The 14,291-nt window shown below is 61.7% G+C and carries 20 protein-coding genes; 8 read left to right on the top strand and 12 right to left on the bottom strand.

Features of this window, described 5'->3' with window-relative positions; genetic code table 11:
- Nucleotides 1-60: 60 nt before the first annotated feature.
- Nucleotides 61-678, bottom strand: a complete 618-nt coding sequence (locus tag QMG25_RS16445) for a hypothetical protein (protein WP_283462097.1) — start codon at nt 676-678, stop codon at nt 61-63.
- 48 nt (nt 679-726) lie between these two features.
- Between QMG25_RS16445 and QMG25_RS16440 the strand changes: the two genes are divergently transcribed.
- The 4 genes from QMG25_RS16440 (at nt 727) to QMG25_RS16425 (ending at nt 3,618) form a co-directional block, all read left to right on the top strand.
- Nucleotides 727-1,296, top strand: coding sequence for a TetR/AcrR family transcriptional regulator (locus tag QMG25_RS16440; protein WP_283462096.1), 570 nt, complete (start codon nt 727-729; stop codon nt 1,294-1,296).
- Entirely contained in the window at nt 1,286-2,035 is a 750-nt protein-coding gene (locus tag QMG25_RS16435) for an ABC transporter ATP-binding protein (protein ID WP_283462095.1), read from the top strand. Before QMG25_RS16440 ends, QMG25_RS16435 begins: the two co-directional genes overlap by 11 nt.
- 37 nt (nt 2,036-2,072) lie before the next feature.
- Complete coding sequence (locus QMG25_RS16430; RefSeq protein ID WP_283462094.1) at nt 2,073-2,795, top strand: ABC transporter permease; 723 nt, start codon at nt 2,073-2,075, stop codon at nt 2,793-2,795.
- 382 nt (nt 2,796-3,177) lie between these two features.
- The gene (locus tag QMG25_RS16425) at nt 3,178-3,618 is read left to right on the top strand and encodes a lipopolysaccharide assembly protein LapA domain-containing protein (RefSeq protein ID WP_283462093.1); all 441 of its coding nucleotides are present in this window, start codon (nt 3,178-3,180) and stop codon (nt 3,616-3,618) included.
- 77 nt (nt 3,619-3,695) lie between these two features.
- Here QMG25_RS16425 and QMG25_RS16420 read toward each other — a convergent pair whose 3' ends face one another.
- The 6 genes from QMG25_RS16420 to QMG25_RS16395 form a co-directional block, all read right to left on the bottom strand.
- Complete coding sequence (locus tag QMG25_RS16420; protein ID WP_283462092.1) at nt 3,696-4,919, bottom strand: MFS transporter; 1,224 nt, start codon at nt 4,917-4,919, stop codon at nt 3,696-3,698.
- Nucleotides 4,920-5,056: 137 nt separating this feature from the next.
- A complete protein-coding gene (locus QMG25_RS16415) occupies nt 5,057-5,674 on the bottom strand; it encodes an Asp23/Gls24 family envelope stress response protein (protein WP_283462091.1) in 618 nt (205 codons plus the stop codon).
- A 40-nt stretch (nt 5,675-5,714) separates the two neighbouring features.
- On the bottom strand, nt 5,715-6,314 hold the full coding sequence (locus tag QMG25_RS16410) for a DUF6286 domain-containing protein (RefSeq protein ID WP_283462089.1): 600 nt from the start codon (nt 6,312-6,314) through the stop codon (nt 5,715-5,717).
- Nucleotides 6,311-6,736: an Asp23/Gls24 family envelope stress response protein gene (locus QMG25_RS16405; protein ID WP_283462087.1), complete on the bottom strand. Its 426-nt coding sequence runs from the start codon at nt 6,734-6,736 to the stop codon at nt 6,311-6,313. The genes QMG25_RS16410 and QMG25_RS16405 overlap by 4 nt, the downstream gene beginning before the upstream one ends.
- On the bottom strand, nt 6,733-6,912 hold the full coding sequence (locus QMG25_RS16400; protein WP_283462084.1) for a hypothetical protein: 180 nt from the start codon (nt 6,910-6,912) through the stop codon (nt 6,733-6,735). The genes QMG25_RS16405 and QMG25_RS16400 overlap by 4 nt, the downstream gene beginning before the upstream one ends.
- A 66-nt stretch (nt 6,913-6,978) precedes the next feature.
- Nucleotides 6,979-7,497: an Asp23/Gls24 family envelope stress response protein gene (locus tag QMG25_RS16395; RefSeq protein WP_283462083.1), complete on the bottom strand. Its 519-nt coding sequence runs from the start codon at nt 7,495-7,497 to the stop codon at nt 6,979-6,981.
- A gap of 216 nt (nt 7,498-7,713) precedes the next feature.
- Here QMG25_RS16395 and QMG25_RS16390 point away from each other — a divergent pair, with 216 nt between their 5' ends.
- Genes QMG25_RS16390 through QMG25_RS16380 form a run of 3 tightly spaced genes read left to right on the top strand, consistent with a single transcriptional unit; the run spans nt 7,714 to nt 9,255 of the window.
- Complete coding sequence (locus tag QMG25_RS16390) at nt 7,714-8,310, top strand: RNA polymerase sigma factor (RefSeq protein ID WP_283462082.1); 597 nt, start codon at nt 7,714-7,716, stop codon at nt 8,308-8,310.
- Nucleotides 8,301-8,867 (top strand): Asp23/Gls24 family envelope stress response protein, encoded by a 567-nt coding sequence (locus tag QMG25_RS16385; RefSeq protein ID WP_283462081.1) that lies wholly within the window; start codon nt 8,301-8,303, stop codon nt 8,865-8,867. The genes QMG25_RS16390 and QMG25_RS16385 overlap by 10 nt, the downstream gene beginning before the upstream one ends.
- A complete protein-coding gene (locus QMG25_RS16380; protein ID WP_283462080.1) occupies nt 8,860-9,255 on the top strand; it encodes an Asp23/Gls24 family envelope stress response protein in 396 nt (131 codons plus the stop codon). Before QMG25_RS16385 ends, QMG25_RS16380 begins: the two co-directional genes overlap by 8 nt.
- Nucleotides 9,256-9,321: 66 nt before the next feature.
- Here the strand turns inward: QMG25_RS16380 and QMG25_RS16375 are convergent, their stop codons facing one another.
- From QMG25_RS16375 to QMG25_RS16365, 3 genes are read right to left on the bottom strand one after another with little or no spacing between them, the layout of a single operon-like run.
- Nucleotides 9,322-10,089 carry an amino acid ABC transporter ATP-binding protein gene (locus QMG25_RS16375; RefSeq protein ID WP_283462079.1) on the bottom strand — a complete coding sequence of 256 codons (768 nt, stop codon included), beginning with the start codon at nt 10,087-10,089 and terminating at the stop codon, nt 9,322-9,324.
- Nucleotides 10,086-11,075, bottom strand: coding sequence for an amino acid ABC transporter permease (locus tag QMG25_RS16370; RefSeq protein ID WP_502866433.1), 990 nt, complete (start codon nt 11,073-11,075; stop codon nt 10,086-10,088). Before QMG25_RS16370 ends, QMG25_RS16375 begins: the two co-directional genes overlap by 4 nt.
- Nucleotides 11,076-11,081: 6 nt before the next feature.
- On the bottom strand, nt 11,082-11,984 hold the full coding sequence (locus tag QMG25_RS16365; protein ID WP_283462077.1) for an ABC transporter substrate-binding protein: 903 nt from the start codon (nt 11,982-11,984) through the stop codon (nt 11,082-11,084).
- A gap of 340 nt (nt 11,985-12,324) precedes the next feature.
- Here QMG25_RS16365 and QMG25_RS16360 point away from each other — a divergent pair, with 340 nt between their 5' ends.
- A complete protein-coding gene (locus tag QMG25_RS16360) occupies nt 12,325-13,500 on the top strand; it encodes a cation:proton antiporter domain-containing protein (RefSeq protein WP_283462156.1) in 1,176 nt (391 codons plus the stop codon).
- A 32-nt stretch (nt 13,501-13,532) separates the two neighbouring features.
- Here QMG25_RS16360 and QMG25_RS16355 read toward each other — a convergent pair whose 3' ends face one another.
- A complete protein-coding gene (locus QMG25_RS16355) occupies nt 13,533-13,790 on the bottom strand; it encodes a DUF6458 family protein (RefSeq protein ID WP_283462076.1) in 258 nt (85 codons plus the stop codon).
- A gap of 134 nt (nt 13,791-13,924) precedes the next feature.
- Nucleotides 13,925-14,278: a VOC family protein gene (locus tag QMG25_RS16350; RefSeq protein ID WP_283462075.1), complete on the bottom strand. Its 354-nt coding sequence runs from the start codon at nt 14,276-14,278 to the stop codon at nt 13,925-13,927.
- Between the last annotated feature and the right edge of the window lie 13 nt (nt 14,279-14,291).

Here is a 14,291-nt window from a genome sequence, read left to right as displayed (position 1 = left end):
CGACCGGCGCGCCACCGCGGCCTGAACAGGCCGCGCCGTCACGGGCATGCCTGGTTCACGTCAAGGGATCCAATAGCCGACGGCGCAGAGCAGCCGGGTCTCGTCGTCGGCGCCGGCCGGCGGTTCCATTGCGGGCGGGAACACGCCGAAGCCGCGCCACTCCTCGGCGTTGGGCACCACGTGCTCGTTCATGCCGGCAATGATTTCCTCGGAGAGGTGGAAGTCGATGTTGAGGTGCTTGGCGATCAGCCACGCCTGGAAGCCGCGGTAGAGCGACAAGTGCACAAGACCCTCCTGTGCAGGGTAGTCGCCGTATTGGAAGCGGAAGATCGCGTCCCGGGGCACGCCATTCCGAACGGCGGCTGTGGCGAGGTCGTTCAGCGCGTCGTAGGCAGTGATCGGATCGTCTCCGAGCAAGTCACGATCGCGCCAGTCGTCGCCTTCGGCGGACGACGCCCCGGCGAGCACGTCGGGAACCCATGCTTCGTCGTAGGCGTGCGCTCGCAGGATGTCGAGGATGGTTGGCTCCGGCACCTGCGACCACTCGGCGGGGGCAGGGGTGGCGAGATCCTTGGGCGAAAGCCTGTCGACGACGCTGCGCAGTGCGGCGTCCGAGACGAGAAAGAGCTGATTGGTTTCCATGGCGGTAGCGTACCTGCGGTGTTCGGAAATGGCCATGGGGACAAGATTATTGCCACAAATAATGTTAGTGACTAACATTATTCTATGGGCAAGCGAGAGAGCACACGGGCGCGATTGCTGTTGACGGCGTTGGAACTGTTCGAGGAGCAGGGATACGAGCCAACCACGGTGGAACAGATCGCCAGGACGGCCGGCGTCACTCCCATGACATTCTTCCGGCACTTTCCGACGAAGGATGCGGTGGTCGTGGAGGATCCCTACGACCCGATGATTGCCGCGATCGTGGCTGCGCAGCCACGCGGGCTTCCGGCCTTGGAACGGGTGTGCGGAGCGTTCAGCATTGCTCTTGCCCAGCTTGGGGCGGAAGAAGATGAGCAGACGCGTCGCCGGATCCGCATCGCAGCTGCCCACCCCGGGTTGCGGGCGAAGACGTGGGAGGGCACCCAAGCGACGCAATTGGCCATCGTGGAGGCGATGGTGTCCACGGGCGTTTCGGCGTTGGAAGCGGAAGTGGCCACCGGTGCTTGCCTGGGTGCGTTGACGGCGGCACTGCTGCACGGGGGAGCTACGCACACCGGCACGCTTGGCGCTCAGCTGCGTGCCGCACTGGCCTATCTTGCGCCAGACCGCGAGGTGAGCACCGATGCCCGGTGAAGCAGCCGCCGTCGAACTTGTTGCTGCTTCCAAGAAATATCGGGAAGGAGCCGCCCTGCAACCGACGAACCTGGTGGTGCAGCGAGGGCAGGTGCATGCGCTGGTCGGGTTGAACGGGACAGGGAAGACGACGCTGCTGAGACTGGTCCTGGGCATCACCGCCCCCACGGCGGGCAGGGTGCTGGTGCGTGGGGTCGATGTTGCACGCATGAAGCCGGCCGGATGGGCCGGCGTTGGCCATCTCATTGACACTCCGTTGGTTTATCCAGAGTTGACGGTGCAGGCGAATCTGCAGATCGCCGGGCGATTGTCCGGGCTCGGCCTGGGTTCAGGACGTGCAGCGGCGCGCCGGCTGGCCGAGGAATTGCTCTTGACGAAGTGGTGGACGCGCCGTGCCCGGACATTGTCGTTGGGCAACCGGCAGCGGCTCGGGATTGCCGCCGCTCTTGTCGCCGACCCCGACGTCATGGTGCTGGATGAACCCACCAACGCGCTGGATCCGGCCGGCACCGTGCTGGTGCGCAGGATGCTGCTGGAGCGCGTCCGTGAAACCGGTGCGTCGGTGCTGGTGTCCAGCCACCACCTCGACGAAGTGGCACGGATCGCCGATCAGATCACCGTGATCAACTCCGGGCGGATCATCGGCACGCTGGCCCCGGACGGGATCGACCTGGAACGCCGCTTCTTCAATCTGGTCAATGCCGACGTCGAGGCGAACCAGAGGCAAGCGAACCCATGAGTGCCGCTACGCTGTTCGCCGGCGCCGTAGGGGTCGAGTGGGTCAAGTTCCGCTCGGCACCGGTGCCAATCATCACCACGGTTCTGCTCGTCTTGGGTGTCCCCACCATCGCTGCCGCCTCCCTGGCCGCCGCCCACGGGGAGGGCCGGCGGCGGCGAAAGCTGCAGCCTTCGCGGGCGACGGCGGTTGGGACGGGCTGCTCTCCGTCGCCACTGCTGTGTCCACGGCCGCCGGGCTGCTGGCCTTCGGCATTGTCCACGCTTGGAGCTTCGGGCGGGAGTTCAGCGAGGGGACCATCACCGGTCTTTTCGCCCTGCCAACAACTCGCACCATGGTCGCCGGAGCCAAGCTCCTTGTGCTCTGCCTCTGGGTGTTCGCCTCGACAATGGTGTTGACGGGGGTGGCTGTGCTCCTTGGCGCGGTGCTGGGATACGAGCCGACGGCGGACACCTTCTCGCTCGCCGCCCGGCTCGCTGGGAGCACATTTCTGACCGGCGCGCTCGCCGTTGTGGGCGGCCTGGTGGCCAGCATCTGCCGCAGCATGCTGGCGGGGATAGGCTCTGCAATCGTCATGCCTGTGCTCGCCCAAGTCGCCGTGCTCCTGGGTCTTGGCGGCTGGTTTCCTTTCGCTGCACCGGGAGTGTGGGCTGCCACTGTCACAGGCGGCGGCGTTTTTGGAATCCAACTGGCCGCACTGTTGGTGATGACCGCCGGGGCGGCGTCGGCAACCGTGTACTCCTGGCATCGCCTGCGGCTCTGACGAGCTGCCGGCCCGGGCGTCACAGCGCGTTGCTGCCACGAGACTCCGCAGTTCCCTGCGCAACATTGGTGAGGGCATCAGCGTTGGGCTTGGACGGCTTGGACGGCTTGGACGGCTTGTCGCGGAGCTCGGCCGGGCAGGCATTGAGCCGATGGGTGCCCCGCTCCTGGTGTACCTCGACGACCCCCGGACGGCTGAGCCCACGGACCTCCTCACACGCGTCGAATTCCCGATCCGTCCGACGTCGGACTGAAGTTGTTTCCGGAAGTTACATTCAGCTAACAGGCCACCATGCAGGCACCTTTCGTGGCCCTGTCCGAGTAGCATGGGCTAGACCGAAACGTTCGAACGCACCGCATGGACAGTCAGGGCATGGAACACAATGACAACTAATTCGACGCCGACTCCTTCCAAGGAACCGGAACCGACGAAACAACCCGAATCGCGGCCCGTCGAGCCAGAACAGGTGCACCCGCCGGCAAAACGGGCCCCCCAGCCTGAGGGCAATGCCGACGTCACAAGGGCCGGGGTGATCTGGGTTGCCATCAGTGCAGGGCTCGTTGTCCTTGTGCTGCTCATCATCTTCATCTTGCAAAACGAAGACCGGGTGACGGTGAAGTACTTTGGTGCTTCCGGGGAGTTGTCCCTGGGCATGGCACTTTTCATTGCCGCCGTCGGGGGTGCGATTCTGGTGGCCGTTGCCGGTGCGGTCCGAATCCTGCAACTGCGAAACCAACGCCGCCACCAGCGGGCGGAACCGAAGGCTGCTGCGAAAGCCCCGTCAACAGGCAGCAAAAGTTCCGTGGACAAGACAGACAAGTAGGGAGCGGTCCGAGCGGCCGTGGCGGCATCGCCCCGATCGCCACGGGCCCTTGGCTGGATGCAGGTCGGTGACGGGGACTAGCTGCGGAACGGTGACGGGCGTCGTCGCAAGGTGGGAATCGCCCCGCTGATCGCGAGGATTGCGGCCGACCCGCAAAGAGCAACGAGAATCGCCTCATTGGTGCCCGCGCTCTCTATCAGTATTCCTGCGCAGACGCTCCCGGCTGCAGCACCAACATTGTGGGAGGTGTTCACCCACGTCGTGGCCGCATTTTGCCGGGTTGTGCCGCCAAATCCATTCGCCGCGAAGTACGCAACGATCATGGTCGGGGACAGGAAGACGCCCGCCACCAGCAGCACAAGTCCCAGGCTGAGCACCGTATGGGCAGCCATGACGGCCGCCGTCGCCAGTGTGAGGAGGGTGGTGAGCGCCAAGAGCTGCTTGTGTGCTGACATCTTTGGCTGCGATGCCCCGTACAGCAACCCACCGACCACGCTGCCAGCCGCGAACACTGCCAGCACAATGCCAATCGCAGCCTCGGAGTGCGGGCCCTGTATGGCGGCCGGGACGGTGACGTAGATGGTGCCGACCACAAGCCCCGTCGCAAGAACCGGAAGAAGCAAGGCCAAGAACCTTCGCTGCTTCAATAGGGATTGTTCGGATACGGGGGAGTCATTGTGCGCGCCGGGCTCACGACGCTCCCGTGCGGCCGGGGATGAAAGCATCAGCAATGTGCCGATGAGCACCAGGCTGGCGGGCAGCAGCAATGCAGCACTTGGGCTGATGACCAGAAGCACAAATCCAGCCAACGCCGGTCCGGCAAGGTAGAGGAGTTCCTCGAGCACGGAATCAACGCTCAACGCCTTTTTGAGCAAGACATTGGTGGGTGTCATGGAGGCCCACATCACCCGCATGGACGGTCCGATTGGCGGTGCAACGGCTCCTGCCAGGGCGGCAGCACCCACGCACATGATCACCGGTGCGTTCAGGCTCGTGGCCAGGGCGAGTGTTGCCAGGCTGAGCGCAAAGAGGACGGCAAAGCCGGACAAGGCCCGACGGCGTCCGTGCCGGTCGACAGCGCGCGCCCGCAAAGGTGCCAGGAAACCGGCGGTGGCACCGTAGAATCCCATCGCCAGTCCTGCCGCGGAGAAGGAAGCTGTTGCGGATTGAACGGCAAGCAGAAGGGGCAGGGTGACGAGTGGATAAGCGAATCGCGCTGCCAACGCGGTTGCGAAAACGAAAGGGACATGCGGCAGTCGAAAGACCGCCGCGTAAGTGGCCAAGGGCGCGGTGATGGGCAAGGGAAAGCTCCGTTGATGGGCGCACATATTGCGCGCAGTGATTGACAACCTGACGACGTCGAGACAGCAGGTCGGTCATCAATCACGGAAACGGAACATGGTGCAAGAGTAACACTCGCCACGTTCCCCTGCGGGAGCTACTGGAGGACGATACCGCCGGATTGGGTCACGGTTCCGCTGTTTTGGTTGCGTGCACTGACATCGATTTGTACTCGGCGCTTGATCACAGGTGTTTCCAAAGCGGTGGACAGCTCCATGAACGTGGTGCTTTCAAGGTGGCGCAGCAGTGCCCGGACATCGGCTTCATCGTTGACAGTGACCTTCAAGGTCAGATCGGGTTCGTCGGCGGTTCCGCGCAGCAGGGCGGAAGAGGCGACCACGCCGGGCAGCGTGTTGATCTGGTGCACCACGACGTCGGCGAGCACGGAAGGGTCGCAGGTGGTTCTTCCTTGTGCGCCTGGCTGCTGCAGCCTGTAGGTTTCGGCCAGATTCTTCCGTGGGATCTGCGCGATGATCCACAACAGGGCCAGTACGCCAACAATGATGCCGACGGCAAGAAAGAGAATCACCAGCCACTGTTGTGCGAAGAACGGGTGCAGCCCGCCGGTAACAATCTTTGCGCCGCGGAGCGGGGTTTGCAGCACGTTTTGCAGGATTCCTGTGGCCTGCAAAAGTACTGCGACGCCGGCGACCAGAACGAGAATGCCCAGAATCGCCAGCCACGTGCGATTCAGGGTTCCGGCTGTTTGTCTCATCGGATTTCCTTCCGGGATTGATGGTGGGTGGAGCTGGATCTCATCCTGTGGTTTCGATGGTGGCGGTGATGCGCGGCAACGGGTCGAGCCCGGTGGTGTTTAGCCGGTCTCGGACGTCTTCAATGACGCGGATGCGAAGATCGTCGGTTTCCCGCAAGGAGGTATCGACCTTCAGATGTACCCGTTTGTTGCTGGCCGTTGCCGATGCCGTTCCCACTCCATCGAGTTTTACGCATTGTGCCCTGGCCAGATGGGCCACGGCACGGCGGGTCATCACGGTCTCCCGTTCCGCCGCAGTGTGTTCGTGCTCCTGCGCATCAGCGTCTGCTCGGGCGGTGGCGTTGCGCACTGTCAGGGCGCTGAATGCGCCGGGAATGAGTGCGCACAGCAACAGGACCACGCCAACCACGACGGCGACTATTCCAATGATCCACAGGGATGGATCGTCCCAATGCAGGCCAACCAGCCAGTCCCGGAGACCCAGCAGGAGGGTGGACCAAGTGCCGTCGATCAGCCGGGCAATGCTTGCCCATGCCAAGGCGACACTTGCGGCCAGAAGCACAATTCCGACGACGATGGCCGGCACGGTGCGGCTGGGGCGGCGCCGAAGGCGGGAAGAACGTCCGTCATTGCGGCTCATAGCAATTTCCTTTCCCCGCCGGCGTCGGCATCGGCAGTGGTGAGCCACGAAACTTTGATGTCCACGTGGCGAACTTCAACACCTGTCAGTTCCATGACCCTGTCCCGGATGCGTTGACGCAGGTCTTCTGTGGCCTGGCGCAAAGGGGCAGGGTAGAGCATGCCGACGTCGACCCGGAGGGTCGCCATGTTCCCGCTGAGTTCCACCGACACCTTGGGCCGGGAAGTGAGATCCGCATGGGCGCCGATGCCCAGAAAACCGCCGGAGGAACCTCCCGCCACCGCTTCGTCGCCGGCGACCTGGCTGGCGATCTTCTCGACAACCTTGTTCGCCAGAACCGTGTGCCCGCGTGCATCAATGCTGCCGGCAACGGGATCCTTGCGCGTGTCCAATGACTGGGCTTGCGCGCCTTGCGGGTTCATCGGCTTGTTGCTTTACCGAACAAGGCGGCCATGTCGAGTTTTCCCTCGGCCACCCGACCCACAATCATGCCGATAAAGCCCAGGACCACGGCGGACAACAGGGCCCACCAGCCGCCGAAAGCCAAAACTATTCCAAGCACCAGCCCTATCGTCAAGCACCAACGTGTAGTAGACATAGCCATTCTTCTTCCTCCCTGGGACTCAACGGCACCGGGCGGGGAACCCCGCCCGGTGCCGTTGAATTATTGAAGTTCAGTCTTGGGTTCCTGCTGATTTTGTTGGTCTTGCCGGTCGTCCTCGGGCAGGTGGACGTCGGTGACGTTGACGTTGACTTCCAGCACTTCCAAGCCGGTGCTGTGCTCAACGGACTGGATGACGTTGCGTCGGATGCCTTGGCTGATCTCAACGATGGAGATGCCGTACTCCACGACGATGGAAACATCAATTGCTGTCTGGCGTTCGCCCTTTTCGACGCTGACACCTCCACTGACATTGATTTGCGAGCCCGGGATGCGTTCCGTGAAGGCGCCGAACGCACGTCGCGCCGAACTGCCCATCGCGTACACACCCGGGACCTCGCGGGTGGCGATCCCCGCCAACTTCTGCACCACGGTTTCCTCGATCATGGTGTCACCGCGGTCCGTGTGCAATGCATCGTGACGCTTGGGTTGCTCCTGCAGCTGGGGGACGTTGCGCTTCTGCTCCTCAGTGGTGGCCGGCAAACCGCTGGACTGCGTGTCGGGTTTGGATGACTCTGCCATGGAAAACAGCTCCTTCGAAAGAAAATGTGATTTCGCTTACACCCTTAAAGACGGACGCTGGCCGCAATCGTCACGCCCTGGCTCGAAGTATTTTCTCCCGGCATTTTTCGTGCGAGTGGCTGCGTCCGAAACCAATGGTTCCTTGCTGACCATGTCTGTGGCATATTGGGGGCAAGCACCGGCAGCTCACCCGGTAGGGGACAGGGAAGGCAATCAATGAATGATTCCAACCCGGCCTGTGACGCGGATACTGACGAGGGAAGCATCGTTGCTCGGGCCCAGGACGGCGACTTGGCAGCATTCGAACATCTTGTGCACACCTACCAAGACCGGCTCTTTCGCCTGGCATACAGGATGCTCAACGACCGTACGGATGCCGAAGACGTGGTTCAGGAAACACTCACGGCCAGCTGGCGCGCCCTGCCGATGCTCTCCGATGTCAAAGCCTTTGGCGGTTGGATCTATCGGCTGGCAACCAACAAATGCCTGGATCTACTGCGGAAACGCTCAGCTCGAGCCGAAACCATCACGGACCCGGCGGAGATCCACTCCACACTTGACGACGGCGCCACCAGGGCACCCTTGGAGGCTGATCCGGTCGCTTCGGCCGAGTGGGCGGCTCAACAGGATGGGTTGACGACGGTGCTGAACACTCTCCCTGCCGTGCAACGGGCTTGCTGGCTGCTGCGGGAAATCCATGGACGAAGTTACGCAGAAATCGGTGTCACACTCAAGATCAACCCCACGACGGTCCGCGGGACACTTGCCCGCGCTCGGCGCCGGATAGCAGAAGGGATGAGCCAGTGGCGCTAGAAGACACACGCCGCCTTGGATGTGGCCGCAGTATCGACCAGATCTGGGCCGGCATGGACCAGCCACCCACCTCGCACGAAGAAGACTGCGAGCTATGCCAAGCGGCCAAGGCTCGGATGCAAAAAATCAAGGAAGCTACCGTCGCCTTGCGCGAAAGCGACCTGCACAATCCGGAGATGACGCTTCCAGCCGAGCGGACGAACTCCATCATGGCCCTGGCCCGCGCAGAAGCCCGCCGCAGCAAGAGACTCGTGCTGCGGGGCACGGAATACGGAACTGTCGAGATCAGTGAACAAGCACTGAGCTCACTGATCCGGCTGGCCGCGGCTGCGATACCTGGAATCCATTCACGGCGTTGCCGGATTGAAGTGCAGTCCGACGCTGAAATGGGCAGCACCCACCTGACGATCAATCTCCGGGTTGCCACGGCTTCAGGCATTGACATTCCCGCAACTGTTGAGGGACTGCGGCAAAAGATCAACAAGGCCATCCCTGCCGGCGTCGGAATTGATGCCGGAACCGTCAACATCACAGTGGAGGACCTGTACGATGTCTGAGCAAAATCTCCAAGGGTCCCTCATCAACAGTGAACTAATCGCATCCCTGGCTGCCCGCACTGCGCTGGAAACCCCGGGAGTCCTCAGGCTCGAACCCACCATCAAGGGCTTCCTTGCCAGCCTCGGACCTGCTGCCTTGGCGAACTTCCACATTTCCGGCAGCCAAGACGGCAGCTATCGGCATGACGGGGTCGTCGCGCGAATCAACGACGGCACGGCAACTGTCCATCTGGACATAGCCACTGACATTGCTTACACCGCCCTGAGCGTTGCCGAAAGCGTGCAAGAACGAGTCCGTGAGAATATTTGCCACACGGGACTGAACCCCGGCCCAGTCCATGTCCACATCCTCACCATAGAAGCCAGTCCCGGCTCCATCCCAAGGTGAACACCGCAGCGATCAGGGAGCACGTCCCCAACGACGCGCTGCCGGAAACGTTGCCCGCCACCGACCTTAAAGGACCTTGGACAAGAACATCTTGGTCCGTTCGTGTTGCGGGTTGGTGAGGATCTTTTGGGGGTCGCCCGACTCGACCACGACGCCGTCGTCCATGAACACCAGTGAATCGGCCACTTCCCGGGCGAAACCCATCTCATGGGTCACCACGATCATGGTCATGCCACTGCTGGCGAGCTCCTTCATCACGTCCAGGACCTCGCCCACCAGTTCCGGGTCAAGAGCACTGGTTGGCTCGTCAAACAGCATCAGTTTGGGATCCATGGCGAGCGCCCGTGCGATGGCAACTCGCTGCTGTTGGCCACCGGAGAGGTGGGCCGGGTAATAGTCGGTCTTGTCGCCGAGCCCAACCCGCTCCATGAGCTCCTTGGCGCGCGCGGTGGCCTTGGACTTTGACATACGCTTGACGCGCATGGGTGCCTGAATGATATTTTCCAGTGCGGTCAGGTGCGGGAAGAGATTGAAACGTTGGAAGACCATGCCAATTTCGCGCCGTTGGAAGGCAGCTTCCTTGGGCCGAAGTTCAAACAGCTTGTCGCCCTTCTGCCTGTATCCCACGAGTTGGCCCTCGACGGAGAGGCGGCCGGCATCAACCCGTTCCAAGTGGTTGATGCAGCGCAGGAAAGTTGACTTGCCGGATCCGCTGGGTCCCACAATGCACAACACCTCCCCGGGATCGACCTTCAGGCTGATGCTCCTGAGCACGCGGTTTGATCCGAAGCTCTTGGAAACGCGGTCCGCGAGCACCATGGGTATTACGCTCATCCCTTGCCTCCAATATCATTGCCAATCGCCGTGTTGGTGAGCTCCGCCGTTGTTGGTGGACCGTCCGGGACCGAACCTTTGTCTGCCTTGCGCTGGCCGGAACCGCGAGAGAATCGCTTTTCGATGAAGTGTTGGCCGATCATCAGGATGGACGTGAACAGCAGGTACCAAATGCAGGCCACGATCAGCAGCGGCACGGGAGTGAAGGTCACGGCTGAAATGCCGCGGGACACGCCGTACAGGTCGATGCTCAACGGGATGGCGGTAACAAGTGAGGTGGTCTTCAGCATCGAGATCACCTCGTTGCCGGTGGGCGGAATGATGATGCGCATGGCCTGCGGCACAACGATGAAGCGCATGGTCTGCCCCCATGACATGGCCAAGGCACGCGAGGCTTCCTCCTGACCCTCGTCGACGGACATGAGCCCGGCCCTGACAATCTCGGACATGTAAGCGGCTTCGTTGAGTGCCAGTCCGATGATGGCGGTGACGAACAGATTGGTGAAGATGCTGTTGTCAAAGGAAAGCCAGGGGGTCATGAATGGCACTCCCACTGTGAGCACCGGGTAGATGAGGGCAACGATTCCCCAGAAGACAAGCTGCACGTACACCGGGGTGCCGCGGAAGATCCAGATGTAGAGCCAAGCCACACTCTTCACCACCGGGTTGGGGGAGAGGCGCATGATGGCCAACAACAAGCCCAATGCAATGGCGAGGACCATTGAATAGACCGTCAACTGCAGGGTGACCAGTGCCGCCTGGCTGATCCGCTTGTCGAAGATGTACTTGCCCACTTCGGCCCAACCAAAGTCCTTGCGTTGGGCGGCATCGATGATGAAGACAGCCAGCATGGCCACCAGGACCACTGCGATCAAGACACGCCATGGATGGCGGAGGGGGATCGCCTTGATGACCTCGCCGTCTTCAGCGGGGCCCGGTGGCCCGGGGTCCGCCGGTGAAATCGGGTATCGGTTTGGAGTGGACACGGGCTGTTAGCCCTTCGCAGCCATGTTGACGGTGGCAGTCTTGACCCCGCCGCTTTCCACGCCCCACTTGCCCAGGATCTTGGCGTAGGACCCGTCATCGATCAGGGCTTGAAGTGCCTTTTGGAGTACTGGAGTGAAAGCACTGTCCTTGGGCACCGGCATCCCATAGGGCGCAACCTCGAAAGCATCGCCGGCAGTTTTCAGTTTTTTGTCTGTCTTCGAGATGGCATACAGCGTGACGGGAGAATCGGCGCTCATTGCGTCGACCTGGCCAATCACCAAGGCGTTGGTTGCCTGGTCCTGGGTGTCGAACTTGAAGATGGTAATGGCGGGCTTGCCTGCTTCCGTGCACGCCTTGGACTTTGCGGGAACTTCATGGGTGTCCTCATACGTGGTTGCCTGCACGGCAACCTTCAACCCGCAAGCGTTGTTGGGATCCACGGTTTTGTCAACGGGGGCCGCCCACTGGATGCCGGCCATGTAGTAGTTGACGAAGTCGACCTGCTTTTCGCGCTCAAGGGTGTCAGTGAACGAGGACATGCCCATGTCGTCCTTTCCGCCATTTATGGCGGGAAGGATGTTGTCGAACGTGCCGATGTCGAAGTTGACCTTCAGGCCCATCACCTGGCCCAGTGCGTTGGTCAAGTCGACCGACCAGCCCGCCGGCTTTCCGTTGTCGTCCTTGAATTCATTGGGCGGGTAGTTGTTGGCCATGCCCACGTTGAGGACACCGGCACTCTTGATTTTCTCCGGAAGGGATGCAGCAATCTCATCGTTTTTCTTGACCACGACACTGTCCGTCGACGCGGACGCGCTGCCACCTGGCGCCGGGGTGCTGTTGTCGACACAACCCGTGAGCATCAAGGCAGCGGCGGCGGTCAGTGCAGGAATTACGTATTTGGCACGCATGGGGTGTCCTTTGTTGGTGTTCTGAGGTACTGCTTCGTCGTTGAAGTCGTTGTCTGGGAAAACACTCTGTGTTGAACACTAGGGCATGTTTGGCAGTTCCGGGCCGACCCTTGTGGCGTAGTGTGGTCACGGCTTGGACTCAGTCTCATATTGCAGCTGCCGGACCAGTTCCGGGCCTCTTGTTTTCGGATCGTCGACAGTGGCAACGCCTGCCGGACATTTGCGGGTGTTGCTCGCCGGGTCCCTCCCATAGACTCAGGAAAGCGAACGGTCAGGCGTTGCCCCGGGATGTCCGGAAGAATGCGCGAGGTGGGCCGGTGGGGAGGCTGTCTTGGTTCCGATGCTGACGCTTTGCTTTGCCGGGCTGTTGCTTGTCGGTGTCTTGATTTCCGAGCGTGCCAGCCGGACGGTGCTGTCCACCGCCGTGTTGTTTCTTGTGGGCGGATTCTTTCTGGGCAATGGGGTGTTCGGGATCATCCCCATGCAATCCGATGATCCCGTGGTGGGGATTCTGGCCGAACTGGCCCTGTTTTCGATCCTCTTCAGCGACGGCATGAAAGTCGGGCTGTCCGAGCTTCGAAACGCCTGGCGGCTGCCCGGCCGGGCGCTCCTGGTGGGGCTGCCGATGACGCTGGTCATCACGGCCGTTCTTGCCCACTACATCGTGGGCCTGCCGTGGCTGGAGTGTTTCCTGCTTGGTGCGGTGCTCGCACCGACGGATCCGGTGTTCGCGGCTGCGCTTGTGGGCCACAAGGGAGTCCCGCGGCGCCTGCGCCACCTGCTCAACGTTGAGTCCGGACTCAACGACGGGCTTGCCTTGCCCGTGGTCCTGGTCCTGCTGGCTGTGGGCGGTGGCCAGGACGCCGGAATCGGCGGACTGGCAGAAGAGATTGTCTTGGGCCTGGTGGTGGGAGTGCTTGTTCCGTTGGCGGTGGTCTGGCTGGAGCGGCAGTCTTTTTTTAGCGCAACGAAAGAACTTCAACCGCTGCTTGCGGTATCCATCGGCTTGCTGGTGCTGGCCATCGCCCTGGTGACCGATGCCAACCTTTTCCTGGCGGCATTCTCGGCCGGGATTACCGTGGCCACCGCCGCACCACACATCCGGGCCGAGTTCGAGCAGTTCGGCGAGTTGGTGTCGGAACTGCTCAAACTGGCGGCTGTATTGGTGTTCGGTGCGCTCATCACCCCGGCATTTCTCTTTGGCCAGATACCGTTCTCCGGATGGGTTTTCGCCGTGCTGGCCATTGTGGTTGCCCGCCCGCTGGCCCTGCTAGTGTCTTTTCTCGGTTCGCAATTGCCGCGGAAGGAACAACTTGCCGCCATGTGGTTCGGCCCCAAGGGGTTCGCCTCGGTTGTCTACGGGATTCTGGTTCTGCAATCGGGAGGCGAGTACTCGAATGAGATCTTCCACTTGGTCGCGCTTGTCATCGTGCTTTCCATTTTGGCGCACTCCTCAACCGACGTCCTGGTGGCCAGACAATTCGAAGGCCAGGCCCCGACGTCGTCCACGTCCTGAACCAGCTGCCGCCAACCTGGACGGGCAGGCGCCTACAACCCGGTCTCATCGGTCCTGTCCGTGCGGCGAACAACGTTGTCGCCGTCTCGTGGCCCAACGCTGGTGCGCCGCGTTGTGGTTGAACGACGCCGACGGAACGTGAAAATCATTCCCAGAATAAAGACGACGACGCCGGCGACCATCAGGATGGTCCCCACCAGATCCACATCTATCCAGGACAACTGGATGGTGAGCGCGAATCGCAGCACTGCGCCGATGACGACCAGCAAAATTCCAGCACCAATACTCATGGGGTTTTCCTCTTCTCTCGGGGATTCAATCAGACGATCAATATTTGCAGATATTGACACGTTATCGCTTTTCCTGCCCGGGGCGCGCTTATGCTCGCTCCGGCACTGTCATGGCGGGCGAGAAAGAACGACTGTCACCGGCTGGGTGCGTTGAGGATGCAGAACTCGTTGCCCTCCGGATCAAGCAGGACCACCCAAGGTTGTTCGCCTTGGCCAAGGTCGGCACGGCTGGCGCCCAGCAACAACAGCCTGTCGACCTCGGCCTGCTGGTTGTGCGGTCGAAAGTCGGGGTGCACCCTGTTCTTCGTGGTTTTGGTTTCCTCCACCGGGACGAAGATCATCCCCGGCGTGGCAGCCACGGACGGACGAATCTCAAACTCTTCATGGCTGTCGAGCGTGACGACCCAGTCCAAGGCTGCGGCCCACCAGCGGCCGAGGGCTTGTGGATCCCTTGAGTCAATGACGACCTGTTCCCAATCAAGTGGCATGGCCCAACCCTAA

The sequence above is a fragment of the Arthrobacter sp. H35-D1 genome (assembly GCF_030063185.1).
Classification (GTDB): Bacteria; Actinomycetota; Actinomycetes; order Actinomycetales; family Micrococcaceae; genus Specibacter.
This window is presented reverse-complemented; position numbering and strand designations above follow the sequence as displayed.

What these genes read in the sequence shown, in the direction of transcription:
- QMG25_RS16445 (WP_283462097.1), bottom strand. Translation starts at nt 678, where the DNA reads ATGGCCATTTCCGAACACCGCAGGTACGCTACCGCCATGGAAACCAAT.
- QMG25_RS16440 (WP_283462096.1), top strand. Translation starts at nt 727, where the DNA reads ATGGGCAAGCGAGAGAGCACACGGGCGCGATTGCTGTTGACGGCGTTG.
- QMG25_RS16435 (WP_283462095.1), top strand. Translation starts at nt 1,286, where the DNA reads ATGCCCGGTGAAGCAGCCGCCGTCGAACTTGTTGCTGCTTCCAAGAAA.
- QMG25_RS16425 (WP_283462093.1), top strand. Translation starts at nt 3,178, where the DNA reads ATGACAACTAATTCGACGCCGACTCCTTCCAAGGAACCGGAACCGACG.
- QMG25_RS16415 (WP_283462091.1), bottom strand. Translation starts at nt 5,674, where the DNA reads ATGAGACAAACAGCCGGAACCCTGAATCGCACGTGGCTGGCGATTCTG.
- QMG25_RS16410 (WP_283462089.1), bottom strand. Translation starts at nt 6,314, where the DNA reads ATGAGCCGCAATGACGGACGTTCTTCCCGCCTTCGGCGCCGCCCCAGC.
- QMG25_RS16405 (WP_283462087.1), bottom strand. Translation starts at nt 6,736, where the DNA reads ATGAACCCGCAAGGCGCGCAAGCCCAGTCATTGGACACGCGCAAGGAT.
- QMG25_RS16400 (WP_283462084.1), bottom strand. Translation starts at nt 6,912, where the DNA reads ATGTCTACTACACGTTGGTGCTTGACGATAGGGCTGGTGCTTGGAATA.
- QMG25_RS16395 (WP_283462083.1), bottom strand. Translation starts at nt 7,497, where the DNA reads ATGGCAGAGTCATCCAAACCCGACACGCAGTCCAGCGGTTTGCCGGCC.
- QMG25_RS16390 (WP_283462082.1), top strand. Translation starts at nt 7,714, where the DNA reads ATGAATGATTCCAACCCGGCCTGTGACGCGGATACTGACGAGGGAAGC.
- QMG25_RS16380 (WP_283462080.1), top strand. Translation starts at nt 8,860, where the DNA reads ATGTCTGAGCAAAATCTCCAAGGGTCCCTCATCAACAGTGAACTAATC.
- QMG25_RS16375 (WP_283462079.1), bottom strand. Translation starts at nt 10,089, where the DNA reads ATGAGCGTAATACCCATGGTGCTCGCGGACCGCGTTTCCAAGAGCTTC.
- QMG25_RS16365 (WP_283462077.1), bottom strand. Translation starts at nt 11,984, where the DNA reads ATGCGTGCCAAATACGTAATTCCTGCACTGACCGCCGCCGCTGCCTTG.
- QMG25_RS16360 (WP_283462156.1), top strand. Translation starts at nt 12,325, where the DNA reads ATGCTGACGCTTTGCTTTGCCGGGCTGTTGCTTGTCGGTGTCTTGATT.
- QMG25_RS16355 (WP_283462076.1), bottom strand. Translation starts at nt 13,790, where the DNA reads ATGAGTATTGGTGCTGGAATTTTGCTGGTCGTCATCGGCGCAGTGCTG.
- QMG25_RS16350 (WP_283462075.1), bottom strand. Translation starts at nt 14,278, where the DNA reads ATGCCACTTGATTGGGAACAGGTCGTCATTGACTCAAGGGATCCACAA.